Origin of the sequence: Kaistella flava (ex Peng et al. 2021) (assembly GCF_015191005.1) — a bacterium.
Lineage (GTDB): Bacteria > Bacteroidota > Bacteroidia > Flavobacteriales > Weeksellaceae > Kaistella > Kaistella flava.
The window spans coordinates 3,664,113-3,677,199 of sequence record NZ_CP040442.1; the positions used below are offsets into that span (position 1 = coordinate 3,664,113).

The 13,087-nt window shown below is 36.7% G+C and carries 11 protein-coding genes; all 11 read left to right on the forward strand.

The annotated features are described in order from the left end of the window. Positions 1 to 3: 3 nt before the first annotated feature. Positions 4 to 2,013: a transketolase gene (gene tkt / locus Q73A0000_RS16580; RefSeq protein WP_193812003.1), complete on the forward strand. Its 2,010-nt coding sequence runs from the start codon at positions 4 to 6 to the stop codon at positions 2,011 to 2,013. Positions 2,014 to 2,035: 22 nt separating this feature from the next. Further along, entirely contained in the window at positions 2,036 to 2,500 is a 465-nt protein-coding gene (locus tag Q73A0000_RS16585; RefSeq protein ID WP_244140766.1) for an RpiB/LacA/LacB family sugar-phosphate isomerase, read from the forward strand. 59 nt (positions 2,501 to 2,559) lie between these two features. Continuing rightward, positions 2,560 to 3,648 carry a transaldolase gene (tal, locus tag Q73A0000_RS16590; protein ID WP_193812004.1) on the forward strand — a complete coding sequence of 363 codons (1,089 nt, stop codon included), beginning with the start codon at positions 2,560 to 2,562 and terminating at the stop codon, positions 3,646 to 3,648. 3 nt (positions 3,649 to 3,651) lie between these two features. Next, positions 3,652 to 4,272 (forward strand): HAD family hydrolase, encoded by a 621-nt coding sequence (locus Q73A0000_RS16595; protein WP_193812005.1) that lies wholly within the window; start codon positions 3,652 to 3,654, stop codon positions 4,270 to 4,272. Between the two features lie 97 nt (positions 4,273 to 4,369). Further along, on the forward strand, positions 4,370 to 5,797 hold the full coding sequence (gndA, locus tag Q73A0000_RS16600) for an NADP-dependent phosphogluconate dehydrogenase (protein WP_193812006.1): 1,428 nt from the start codon (positions 4,370 to 4,372) through the stop codon (positions 5,795 to 5,797). A gap of 46 nt (positions 5,798 to 5,843) precedes the next feature. Further along, positions 5,844 to 7,358 carry a glucose-6-phosphate dehydrogenase gene (gene zwf / locus Q73A0000_RS16605; protein WP_193812007.1) on the forward strand — a complete coding sequence of 505 codons (1,515 nt, stop codon included), beginning with the start codon at positions 5,844 to 5,846 and terminating at the stop codon, positions 7,356 to 7,358. A gap of 12 nt (positions 7,359 to 7,370) precedes the next feature. Next, positions 7,371 to 8,093, forward strand: a complete 723-nt coding sequence (gene pgl / locus Q73A0000_RS16610; protein ID WP_193812008.1) for a 6-phosphogluconolactonase — start codon at positions 7,371 to 7,373, stop codon at positions 8,091 to 8,093. Between the two features lie 261 nt (positions 8,094 to 8,354). Beyond that, positions 8,355 to 10,019, forward strand: a complete 1,665-nt coding sequence (gene pgi / locus Q73A0000_RS16615; RefSeq protein ID WP_193812009.1) for a glucose-6-phosphate isomerase — start codon at positions 8,355 to 8,357, stop codon at positions 10,017 to 10,019. A 233-nt stretch (positions 10,020 to 10,252) separates the two neighbouring features. Further along, a complete protein-coding gene (locus Q73A0000_RS16620; protein WP_193812010.1) occupies positions 10,253 to 11,530 on the forward strand; it encodes a DUF6600 domain-containing protein in 1,278 nt (425 codons plus the stop codon). Between the two features lie 291 nt (positions 11,531 to 11,821). Beyond that, positions 11,822 to 12,337: a hypothetical protein gene (locus tag Q73A0000_RS16625; RefSeq protein WP_193812011.1), complete on the forward strand. Its 516-nt coding sequence runs from the start codon at positions 11,822 to 11,824 to the stop codon at positions 12,335 to 12,337. A 29-nt stretch (positions 12,338 to 12,366) separates the two neighbouring features. Then, a complete protein-coding gene (locus tag Q73A0000_RS16630; protein WP_193812012.1) occupies positions 12,367 to 13,014 on the forward strand; it encodes a hypothetical protein in 648 nt (215 codons plus the stop codon). Positions 13,015 to 13,087: the final 73 nt, after the last annotated feature.

The following is a 13,087-nucleotide window of genomic DNA, read 5'->3' on the forward strand; positions in this document are numbered from 1 at the left end:
AAAATGGAAACGAAAAATTTAATTCAGAAAAGTATTGATACCGTAAGAGTTTTATCCGCGGACGCCGTTCAGAAAGCAGATTCCGGACATCCGGGAACACCGATGGCTTTGGCACCGTTAGGTCATATTTTGTGGTCAGAGGTCCTGCATTATAATCCGAAAAATCCGGATTGGGTCAATCGTGACCGATTTGTGCTTTCTTGCGGACACGCTTGTATGTTGCAATACAGTTATTTATACTTGACCGGATATAAAATTTCGCTCGATGATATTAAAAAATTTAGACAACTTCACAGCATTACGGCGGGTCATCCCGAATATCGACTCACTCCCGGAATTGAAGTAACCACCGGTCCTTTGGGTCAGGGTTTTGCCAATGGAGTAGGAATGGCGATTGCTGAGCAATATATGGCAGCGCGGTATAATCAACCTGATTTCAATATTTTCGATTATCATATTTATGCGATTTGCAGCGATGGTGATTTAATGGAAGGTGTTTCCGCCGAAGCCGCTTCTCTCGCTGGTCATCTTAGACTCGGAAATTTAATTTATTTCTACGACAGCAACCATATCACCATCGAAGGTGATACTGATCTGGCTTTTGATGAAGATGTTTCCAAACGTTTTGAAGCTTACGGTTGGCATGTTCAAAATTTACCGGATATCAATGATTTGGAAGCGGTTAAAAAAGCAATTAAAAATGCCAAGAACGAAACCGACCGTCCTTCCTTAATAAAAGTCCGCAGCATTATTGGTTACGGTAGTCCTAATAAACACAACACTTCAGCCGCGCACGGTTCACCTTTGGGTAAAGACGAGGTGCGTTTGGTGAAAGAAAATTTCGGATTTGATCCCGATAAAGATTTCGTCGTTCCTGAAGAAGTTTTAGATTTTTATCGAAAAGCCGGAAAGAAATCTGCTAAAAAAGAAGAAGATTGGAATGAGCTTTATAAAAATTATAAGAAACGCCATCCTAATCTTGCTAAAGAATATGAAGACATTACAGGAGGGAAACTTCCTGAAGGTTGGGAGAAAAAACTTCCAGTATTTGAAGCCGGAACAGAGTTAGCAACTCGGAAAGCTTCAGGCAAAACCTTAAACGCTATTGCTGAATTTTTGCCACAATTGATTGGTGGTTCAGCTGATCTTGCGCCGTCAACAGATACGAATCTTGATGCTTATCCATCATTTTCGCCAAAGCATCGTGATGGGCGTAACTTCCATTTTGGAATCCGCGAACATTCAATGGGTGCAGTTTTGAACGGAATGGTACTGAGTAATTATCTGATTCCATATGGTGCGACATTTTTGATTTTTTCTGATTATATGCGTCCGCCACTTCGATTGGCAGCCATTATGAAAATCCGTCAAATTATGGTTTTCACCCACGACAGTATCGCTTTGGGCGAAGATGGAACGACGCACCAACCTGTTGAGCAATTGATTGGATTACGATCGGTTCCAAATATGACCGTAATTCGTCCGGCTGATGCAAACGAAACTGCACAAGCTTGGCGTGTTGCCATCGAACATAAAGATGGTCCTGTAGCAATTGCTTTAACGCGCCAGGGAATTCCAATTATCGATCAGAAGAAATATGCCAAAGCAAAAAACCTGGAGAAAGGAGCTTACATACTTTCAGATTCTGAGGGCGAACCAGATTTAATTCTAATGGCGAGCGGCTCAGAAGTTCAATTGATTTTGGCTGCTCAGGAAGAATTAATGAAAAATAATATTAAAGCTAGAGTAGTTAGCATGCCATGTTGGAATTTATTTGATCAACAAAATGCCGCCTATAAAGAAAAAGTATTTCCAAAAAATATTCGAAAACGATTGGCTGTTGAAGCAGGCTCTTCTATTGGTTGGATGAAATACACAACCGACGATGGTGACGTCATCGGCATCGATAAATTTGGTGAATCAGCACCGGGCGAAGAAGTAATGAAAGAATACGGCTTCACCGTAGAAAACGTAATGAAAAGAGCACATGCTTTGCTTTCTAAAAAAGACTAAGGCTCATTAAATTTAATTAAAAATGTCCACAGAACCATTAATAAAAATAGGCATTTGCGCAGACCACGGCGGATTTGAACTTAAAGAAAGAATAATATCTTTTTTAATTGAAAACAAATTTCAACCTATTGATTTTGGAGCGAAGGAATTAAACAATGCGGATGATTTTCCAGACTTTGTTATTCCTTTAGCCAAAGCAGTCGCTGCTGGAGAAGTTTTTCGGGGTATTGCTATTTGTGGAAGTGGAGTCGGCGCGTGTATTGCTGCTAATAAAGTTTCCGGCGTGAGAGCAGCTTTGATCGTAGATTATTTCTCAGCGCATCAAGGTGTTGAAGATGATGATATGAATTTAATTTGTCTCGGAGGTCGCGTTACGGGATATGCCAGTGCAGAAGAGTTGGTTTTAGCTTTTTTAAATGCAAAATTTATTGGAGCAGAAAGACACATTCGTCGATTAAAAAAAATTCAGGACTTAGAAAATAATTAGTGAAAAGCTCGTCGTTTTAGGATACGCTTTTCGAGGAATTAACTTTTAAAATAAACAAAATGAATCCTTTAAATCAAATACGAAAAATGGATCAGAGCATATGGCTCGATTTGCTCGATCGCGAAATCATGGACTCCGGAAAATTACAAGATCTCATTGATAATGACGATCTGCGTGGTCTGACTTCAAATCCTTCTATTTTTGAAAAAGCCATCAGTGGCAGTTCAGATTATGATGAAGATATCGTCATCCTCTCTAAAAAAGAAGATACTAATCCGGCCATTTTTTTCGATTTAGCCATAGCCGATATTCAACGGGCAGCCGATTTATTTAAACCAGTTTATGAGACAACCAACGGTACAGACGGTTTCGTAAGTTTAGAAGTTTCTCCTTATTTAGCAAGAGATACAGATGCAACAATTGAGCAGGCGAGAGATTTATGGACGAGAGTAAATCGAAAAAATGTGATGATCAAAATCCCGGGAACCAAAGAAGGTTTAGTAGCAATTCGGGAATGTTTACGGGAAGGAATCAATATTAATATAACGCTGCTTTTTGGACTTCCACGCTATCGGGAAATTACTGAAGCATTTATGGGTGGACTGGAAGATCGCTTAAAAGAAGGCAATTCTATTAAGGGAATTTCTTCTGTGGCAAGTTTCTTTCTAAGCCGAATTGATGTGATGGTCGATCCAATGTTGAAGGAAAAAAACGAAAATAATTTAGTAGGAAAAATAGCAATTGCCTGTGCCAAAAAAGCATATCAAATCTATCTGGAAATGATTTCAAGCGAACGTTTTAAAAAATTAGAAGAAAACGGAGCGCAAAAACAACGCGTTCTTTGGGCAAGTACGGGCACAAAAGATCCTTCCTTCAGTGATGTCTTATATGTAGAAGCTCTGATTGGAAAAGAAACCATCAATACTTTACCGATGGAAACTCTCGACGCATTTCGTGATCATGGAAAAGTAGCTGAAACTTTGACTGAAAATGTAGATGATGCTGACAAAGCAATGGAAGATTTGGAGAAAACAGGAATTGATATTGATAAAATTACTCAAAAACTCGAAAACGAAGGAATAGAAAAATTTAATCAAGCCTATGATAAGTTGATCAAAAGTATTGATGAAAAAAAACGCAAACTTTAACCCATGATTGATTTTGATAGAGCTAAAATTAAAGTAGTGTTTATGGACATTGGTGGCGTAATGCTAACTAATGGTTGGGATCATGAATCACGGGCAAAGGCCGCAGAAGTTTTTGGTTTTGATTATAATGAAATGAATATTCTGCACAATTTCATTTACAATGTTTTTGAGATTGGCAGTATTTCTTTAGATGAATATCTGGATACAGTTGTATTTGAAAGTCCCAAAGATTTTAGCAAAGAGGATTTTAAAAAGTTTATGTATTCCCAATCAGTAGAATTACCGCAGATGTTACCTTGGCTTAAAAGTTGGAAAAGGCAAACTGATTTACCTGTGTTTGCCATCAGCAATGAAAATCGGGAACTTAATGATTATCGGATTCAGACTTTTAATTTGCACGAATTGTTTGATGGATTCTTTTCTTCCTGTTATGTCGGTTATCGGAAACCAGATCCGCGGATTTTTAAAACTGCTTTAGAAATTACGCAGGTCAAACCTGACGAATGTATTTATTTTGACGATCGTCCGATGTTAGTTAATGCCGCAAAAAAACTGGGAATGAATAGTTTTCTGCATCAGGATTTTGAATCGACGAAAAACATTCTCGAACATTTTATAAGATAATAATAGGATGGAATAAGTATAAGTTTAATTAAATTTTTAACAAAATTGAGACAATGCAAATTTCTTCTTATCAATAAAAAACTATAAGTATCAAATTATGAAACACGAAAATATAAATCAAAGCTCTTTCGGAATGATTGGCCTCGGAACAATGGGTTCTAACCTTTTACAAAATATTGCTGACCACGGATACAGCTGTTCCGGATATGACAATGATCCTAAAAAAGTCGATACCGTTAATAAATTAGGTAACGATAATATTCATGCTTTTTCAGATATTAAGGATTTTGTTCAAAATTTAAAAAGTCCTAAAATCGTGATGATGTTAGTTCCCGCCGGGAAAATTGTTGATTCTGTGATTGCAGAATTACTGCAGGTTATGGACAAAGGAGATATTATTATCGATGGTGGAAATTCACATTTTACAGATACGGAAAAGCGTTTTGAAGATTTAGAAAAAAAAGGATATCACTTCGTTGGAATGGGTGTTTCTGGTGGTGAAGAAGGCGCAAGAAAAGGACCGAGCATGATGCCTGGCGGAGATAAAAAAGCTTATGAAACCATAAAACCTATTCTGGAGAAAATCGCTGCGCATGTCAATGGTGCACCTACTGTTGCCTACATGGGCGAACGTTCTGCCGGACATTTCGTGAAAATGGTACACAACGGAATTGAATATGCTTTAATGCAACTCATTTCTGAAACCTACGAATTCATGAAAAGTGGACTTCAAATGGATGATAAAGAAATACATGACGTTTTTAAAAAATGGAATGAAGGTCGTTTAAAATCCTACCTCATCGAAATTACACGTGATATTTTTGCCTACAAAAAAAAGGGAGAAGACCATCTTTTCTTTAACGATATTAAAGATGAAGCAAAAGCAAAAGGAACAGGGAAATGGACTTCGCAAGCAGCCATGGATTTAGCTGTTCCCGTGCCGATGATCGATATTGCTGTTTCGATGCGTGATCTTTCAAAATACAAAGAGCTCCGAACTGAAGCTTCAAAATTATATCCAGATGCTACGAAATCCGATTTAAAAGATAAAACTGAGTCTATAGAAAAATTAGAGCAGGCGTTTTATTTTTCGATGGTTTCCGCTTATGCGCAAGGAATGCATTTGCTCGATCAGGCTAATGTAGAATTTAAATATAATCTGAACTTAGATGTAATTGCAAAAATCTGGCGTGGCGGCTGTATTATCCGTTCAGAATTTTTAGAAGACATTTATGCAGCCTACAAGAACAATCCAAAATTGGCTCATTTGTTTTTGGATGATTCCATTCACAAAAGTCTTGTTAAAAGTATTCCCGGAATTAGAAATGTTGTTTCAGAAGCGGTTCTTAGTGGAATCGCAGTTCCAACTTATTCAGTTGCTTTAAGTTATTTTGATAATGTTAGAAGTGAAGAAATGCCGGCAAATCTCATTCAGGCGCAACGTGATTTTTTTGGTTCGCATACGTACGAACTTAAAGGGAAAGAAGGCGTTTTCCATACCGATTGGGAAGATCCAAATCATTGAGAATAAATCTTTTCATCAAACCAAAGATTCAAAAAAAATAAAAGACATGGTAAAAACTTCGTATAAAAAATCAAATCCCGCGATTTTAATTATTTTCGGCGGCACTGGCGATCTTAGTAAAAGAAAGATCATACCGGCGCTATACAACCTTTTCTTGGAAGATCGATTGCCTGATAAATTTGCAATTATAGGAACTTCACGTGGTAAATTAACGGATGAGAAATACAGAACTGTTTTATTAAATGGTATCAATGAATTTTCCCGGAGAGGAAAAGCCCAAAAAGAAGATTGGGCAAAATTCTCTGCAAATATAACTTATGAAAGCGCTGATATTAAAGATCCTGTTTCTTATAAAAAATTTGCCTCCAATATCGAAGCTCTAAAATCAGAATGGAAGGTAGATGCCTCACTGTTATATTATTGCGCGGTTTCACCTGATTTATTTTGCACCATTGCAGAAAATATATCACAAAGTAAAATAGAAAATAATAAAGACACGACTCGTATTATAATAGAGAAACCGTTTGGTAGAGATCTGGAGTCCGCAAAATCGTTAAACAAAAAATTGCTCACCATTTTTGATGAAAAGCAGATTTATAGAATTGATCATTATTTAGGAAAAGAGGTCGTTCAGAATATTATGGCTTTCCGCTTTGCCAATGCGATTATGGAGCCGCTTTGGAACCGTAATCATATTGAACATGTACAAATTTCAGTGACCGAACAAATCGGCGTGGAAGATCGTGGAAATTATTTCGATAATGCTGGAATTCTTCGTGATATGATTCAAAATCACCTACTGCAATTACTCTGTATTATTGCCATGGAGCCGCCTATAAATTTTAATGCCGACCTTGTTCGTGACCGAAAAGTAGAAGTTTTAAAAGCCATGCGGAAAATTGTTCCTGGGATGATTGATACGATTGCGGTAAGAGGTCAGTATGGGCCAGGTTGGGTAGAAGGAAAAGAAGTTCCAGGCTATCGTGAAGAAAAAGATGTGAACCCCGCCTCTAATACTGAAACCTACGCAGCGATGAAGTTTTATGTAGATAACTGGCGTTGGCAGGGAGTTCCATTTTATCTACGCACAGGGAAAAGGTTGTTTAAATCTGCCTCTCATATAACAATTCAGTTTAAGGAAGTTCCTCACAATATGTTCAATAACCAAGAGCGCAATATTCCGAAACAGAATAGATTGATCATTAGTATACAACCAGATATGGCCATCAGTTTCCAACTGGAAAGCAAAACTCCAGGGCTTGAAATGACGTTGAATACGGTGGATATGATTTTTGATTACGCGGGTAAAACAAGAGTAGATGCACCAGAGGCTTACGAAACACTTTTGTTGGATGTGATTTCTGGCGATCAAACTTTATTTATGCGGGCAGATCAAGTAGAAATTGCGTGGGAGGTGATCATGCCTGTTCTTGATTATTGGGAAAATACTAAAATGGCAAATTTCCCGAATTATCCAGCCGATTCCTGGGGCCCGGAAAATGCCGAAGCCCTTATTGCGAAAGATGGTTATCATTGGTTTAACCTTCCAGATACTAAATAAGAAAAAATTACAATGGACTTACATATTTATAATAATGTTGATGAGGTGATGAACGCTTTGGCGCAGTCCATTTGTCATGCTTCAGAATTAGCAATTAAGAAGCGCGGACGGTTCAACTTTGTTCTTTCTGGTGGAAGTTCGCCACGCAAATTATATGAACTTTTAGCTTCCAAAAATTACCATAATAAGATTGCCTGGAATAAAACTTATTTCTTCTTTGGTGATGAAAGATTTGTTCCTGAAAATGATTCACAAAGAAATTCGTTAATGGTAAAAGAGGTTTTATTTGATCCTCTGAAGATTACAAAATCTCATATATTTAATGTCAATACAACCGGTTCTCCGGAAGAAGCAGCGCAAAAATATCAAAAGGCAATAACATCCCATTTTCAGACAGAACCAGTTGAATTCGATTTTATTCTTTTGGGTCTTGGCGACAATTCACATACTGCGTCACTTTTTCCAAATACTCCAGTTCTCGAAGAAACCGAAGCGACAGTTAAATCAGTATTCGTGAAAGAAGTGGACATGTACCGAATAACGATGACGGCACCTTTGATTAATCAAGCGAGGAATATAGCTTTTTTAGTTTTTGGAGAAGGTAAAGCTGAAGCAGTATTTCACGTGTTGAAAGATCCGTCTGGATCAGACAAGAAATATCCAGCACGCTTAATTAAAAGGCAAGAAAAGAAAGTACAATGGTTTTTAGACCGTACTGCGGCTGCTCGATTATAGAATGCTGAAAAGATTTTTAGAATAAATTGAAAACCACAAAGTCACAAAGATAAATAGATGAGAATCTCACTTTTAAAAAGAACCAAATACAAGCTTTGATAATGTTCATCTTCACTTTTGTGAATTATTATTTCTGATTTTTTGAAGTGCTGTTTTGTGACTTTGTGGTTAAAAGAGTAATTGGTTGATTTAGTTTGAGTTTCCAATTACTTTTCTGTCTTATACTGCAACAAATATTATTAAATTTTTAAAAGATTCCCCATGTTTCCTAAAGTAAATCCCACCGAAACAGCGGCTTGGAAAGCATTAATTGCACACCAAACCCAGATGAAAAAAGTACAGATGAAAGATCTTTTTAAAAACGATTCTGACAGGTTTGAAAAAATGTCTCTTCAGTTTGGCGATATCCTTTTTGATTATTCTAAAAATATAATCAGCGATCAAACTCTTGAAATGCTGCGGCAACTTGCTGAGGAATGTAAATTGAAAGAGGCGAGGAAAGCAATGTTTGCGGGAGAAAAAATCAACGAAACTGAGGATCGTGCCGTAATGCATACGGCGTTACGAAATTTTTCAGATCAGCCAGTAACCATTGACGGCGAAGATATTATGCCTGAGGTTCGGGAAACACGCCAGAAGATGAAATCTTTTTGTGAGAAAATTCACAGCGCAAAATGGAAAGGTTATTCAGGAAAAAAAATAAAAAATATCGTCAACATCGGAATCGGTGGAAGCGACCTTGGACCTGTAATGGTCACCGAAGCATTGAAACCTTATTGGATCGAAGGAATTCAGGCGTATTTTGTTTCTAATGTGGATGGAACTCAGATCGTGGAAACCCTGAAACATCTGAATCCGGAAGAAACACTTTTCACCATTGCATCTAAAACTTTTACGACTCAGGAAACGATGACGAACGCTCATACCGCTCGTGAATGGTTTTTGAAATCGGCTAAGGATGAAAAATTTGTTGCTAAACATTTTGTAGCACTTTCAACCAATGAAAAAGGGGTGAAAGATTTCGGAATTGATGCGGAGAATATGTTCATTTTTTGGGATTGGGTTGGTGGTCGATATAGCCTTTGGAGCAGCATCGGACTTTCCATCGCATTAACTATTGGCTATGACAATTTTGAGCAATTACTTAAAGGCGCCGAGTCCACGGATCATCATTTTAGAGATACCGATTTTAAAGAAAATATTCCTGTAATTATGGCCTTGGTTGGATTGTGGTACACCAATTTTTTCGGTTCAGAAACAGAAGCTATTTTTCCTTACGATCAATATATGCATCGTTTCCCAGCTTATTTTCAACAGGGAAATATGGAGAGCAACGGAAAACATACCGATCGAAATGGTAAGAATGTAACTTACAGCACGGGACCGGTAGTTTGGGGAGAACCCGGAACGAATGGTCAACACGCGTTTTATCAATTGATTCATCAGGGAACGCATTTGATTCCATGTGATTTTATTGCGCCGGCGATTAGTCATAATCCTATTGGGCAGCATCATCCGATCTTGGTTTCCAACTTTTTCGCCCAGACGGAAGCCTTGATGAATGGAAAAACTACGGCTCAAGTTACCACTGAATTGAAAGAAAAGGGAATGGCAAAATCAGAAATGGAAAAATTAATTCCGTTTAAAGTTTTTACAGGGAATAAACCGACCAACTCTTTTTTAATTAAAGAAATTACACCCTATTCTTTGGGTGCACTTACGGCACTTTATGAGCATAAAATATTTGTACAGGGAGTGATCTGGAACATTTTCAGTTTTGACCAATGGGGTGTTGAGCTTGGTAAACAGTTAGCCCAAAACGTCCTTCCGGAACTTGGGAATAATAAAGAAGTAAAATCCCATGACGCTTCAACGAATGGATTGATCAATGCTTATAAAAAGTGGCGCAAACAGGCTAAGTTATAATTGAAGAATTTCACGGTGGGAATGGCGTAAATTATTTTAACAATTGTGTAATACATTTTAGTCTATAATTATCCATCTTTGAGTTGTAAAAATCAATTATAACCTCAATGGAAAATATATTCAAAAAAGTAATTCTATAAGTTGAAATCATAGACTTGGTGCACCGTTGCAATCAAAAGAGCTTATGGAAGAACATATTCTAATAGCGGTTAAAATTTAAATAATTTAAAACAATGAAAACAACTAACACCAGTACGAATACATTGAAAAAGCTACTTAAAAATGTTTTCATATTCGCACTATTTATTGCGATTTACGCGAATTTTGGGATAACCAAAGTTTTTGCACAATCCCGAATTTCTGCCTCAATCACTTATCAATCTTTTTACGATAATCTTTCTCCTTATGGAAATTGGATTGAGTATCCGGGCTATGATCATGTTTGGAGTCCAAATGTGGATGGTGATTTTCGACCTTATTTAACCAATGGAAATTGGGAATATACGAATGACGGTTGGGCCTGGGCTTCCAATTACGATTGGGGTTGGGCACCGTTCCATTATGGCCGTTGGATTTATGATCCTCAATATGGATGGTTATGGATTCCTGGTTACGAGTGGTCGCCAGCCTGGGTGACTTGGGGACAGGTTGATAATTATTTTGCCTGGGCACCTTTAGGACCGCGTGTAAATGTAGGTTATGCTTATAATAATTGGAGACCAAATTCGATTTACTGGAATATCGTTCCGAGAGAACATATTTACGACAGAGATGTTTCAAGATATGCTGAAGATAGAGACAGAGACAATTCCTTTGTGAACAGGATTCAAACAATCGATAATTTTAATAGAACTTCTATTCATAATCAATATTATTCAAGAGGGCCAGAATTAAAAAATGTTGAACAATACACCAATCGTAAGATTTCTCCTGTATCCATTCAATCAGCTGATAGAATGATGCCTGCAAAAAGAGAGGGTAACAATTTACAAATTTACCGTCCTGCAGTAGTTCATCCGCAACCCACCGTTTTCAAAAGGATGAACAGTGACAGTACTCCGATGAGAAATGAAGGTGATGCTGGAGTTATTTCAAATCAAAGATCAAATCAACAAAATAATGCGGATGTTCTAAGATCACAATCTGTAGAGAATGCCCGCCAAAATCAAAATGGGAATTTGCGTAATACACCAGCTGTAGGAAATGTTCCTCAAAATCAAAATTCGCAGGTGAGGAAAACACAGTCCGTACAAAGAGTTCCTCAAAGCCAAAATACGAATGTGCGAAAAACAGAACCTATCGAGAATGTTCCCCAAAATCAAAATATGGAGGTTAGGAGATCGCAACCTGCAGAGAATATGCCTCCAGTTCAACATATGGAAGAACAGAGAATGCCACCTGTAGATCGATCTATGCAAAGACAAAATATAGAACGTATGCCAGAAATGAGAAGTCCGGCAGGTTCTTTTGAAAGTAGTAGAGCGCCTGAAAATTCAGGAAGAAGAAAGTAAAATTATGGTAGGCCACTGGCTATTCTAAGAATTTATAAAACGTTCAGTAATTATATTTGCTTACGTTTAATTCTATAGATAGGTCAAAAGCTGCGATTTTTAAAAAAAACCGATTTCTGTGAACTCTTGGTTTAAATACCAAAATTATTCGACTTATTTTTAAAACATTAGGGTGGTTGTTAATTTGCAGTTTCTTTAAATGTTAAATATTGTGATCTTAAATTAGCATTCGGTTTTTTTGATGTAATGAGTCTTAATCAATTAATCATAATCAATTAAATTCTAAAAAAAATGAAAAAGTCAATTTTAATTTTAGCCATGATGGGATTATTTTTACAATCCTATGCACAAGATGTTCTTTACAGCGCTACCTTAAAAAAAGGTGATGTTCCAATGGTTGTACTTAAATCAATCGAAGCGAATTTTCCAAATTATATTGTAAAAAATTACAATGCAGTTCCTGTAAAATATGTTGCTGGAAATGTATATGTGGATAATGATGTTGATCTTGATGATGTTGATAGTTATCAGGTGACAATCTCTTCAAAGGATAGGGAATTGGTAGCCAATTTGGATGAAAATGGTAAATTAATGAGTACTGTAGAAAATTTAAAAGATACTCCTCCGCCTATGGCTGTGTCCCGTTCTATAGCAGCAGCATATCCTGGTTGGATGGTCGGTAAAGAGACCTTCCATATGATTAGCTATGTTAATGGGAAATCCGTTGAGCATTATAAATTTCTTCTCACAAAAGATGGGAAAAAGAAACGAGTTTATACAGATGTTACTGGTAAAATATTGAGGTAAAATCAGTTCATTCCAAATACTGACAAAAAATGAAAACAGCTAAGTGTTTTATAATTGCAATGATTTTTGTGAGCTTAATGAATTGCAAAAAAGGAAAGACGGCTGATCAAGTAGTGAATGACAAATCCATTCAAAGTATGCCTAATGGATCTGATATTAAATTTGCCGAAGGTTTAAAGTTTATGGCAAATGAGCAACAAGTTGAAGCTTCTAAAAGTATTAAAGAAGGAATTGCTGAAATCAATAAAGAAGCAATAAACATTAAAGGTAGGGAGAAAGAAAAGCTTGATTCTCTTAACTCACATTTAAATAATCTTGCCAGTGACCTTGAAAAGGAAAATAGCGTTGAAATTAGTCAAGTAAGAAATCTCGTCGCCAATGCCGAGATTATTGTAAACCACAGCTATTTGAGTAGTGATAATCTTTCTATTTGGGCAGATTCTGAATCGGCAGAAATAAACACAACGTTTAAAAAGTTTAATATCATTCTTGCTAATCTTAAGAATACGGAAAGTTCCGTTAAAGAAGATGCGAAAAAGGACCATGAAGCTTTAATCATTGAAGGCGAGAAACTGAAAACTGAAAATGAAGCTTGGGAAAAAAGAATTTCACAATTCAACAAAAAAGCAGACGATCACTTTAAAAAGAATTTTCCAGAATTTACTTATTTAAATTAGATGTTTAAAAAGCATCCCTATAAATAATAATTTTAAGGTAGAGATGAAGTAATTATGAAAAGGGGTGGGAGTA

Bases quoted from the DNA above. Each gene is read 5' to 3' on its own strand.
- tal (WP_193812004.1), top strand. From the start codon at position 2,560: ATGAATCCTTTAAATCAAATACGAAAAATGGATCAGAGCATATGGCTC.
- Q73A0000_RS16585 (WP_244140766.1), top strand. From the start codon at position 2,036: ATGTCCACAGAACCATTAATAAAAATAGGCATTTGCGCAGACCACGGC.
- zwf (WP_193812007.1), top strand. From the start codon at position 5,844: ATGGTAAAAACTTCGTATAAAAAATCAAATCCCGCGATTTTAATTATT.
- tkt (WP_193812003.1), top strand. From the start codon at position 4: ATGGAAACGAAAAATTTAATTCAGAAAAGTATTGATACCGTAAGAGTT.
- Q73A0000_RS16625 (WP_193812011.1), top strand. From the start codon at position 11,822: ATGAAAAAGTCAATTTTAATTTTAGCCATGATGGGATTATTTTTACAA.
- pgi (WP_193812009.1), top strand. From the start codon at position 8,355: ATGTTTCCTAAAGTAAATCCCACCGAAACAGCGGCTTGGAAAGCATTA.
- Q73A0000_RS16595 (WP_193812005.1), top strand. From the start codon at position 3,652: ATGATTGATTTTGATAGAGCTAAAATTAAAGTAGTGTTTATGGACATT.
- Q73A0000_RS16620 (WP_193812010.1), top strand. From the start codon at position 10,253: ATGAAAACAACTAACACCAGTACGAATACATTGAAAAAGCTACTTAAA.
- pgl (WP_193812008.1), top strand. From the start codon at position 7,371: ATGGACTTACATATTTATAATAATGTTGATGAGGTGATGAACGCTTTG.
- gndA (WP_193812006.1), top strand. From the start codon at position 4,370: ATGAAACACGAAAATATAAATCAAAGCTCTTTCGGAATGATTGGCCTC.
- Q73A0000_RS16630 (WP_193812012.1), top strand. From the start codon at position 12,367: ATGAAAACAGCTAAGTGTTTTATAATTGCAATGATTTTTGTGAGCTTA.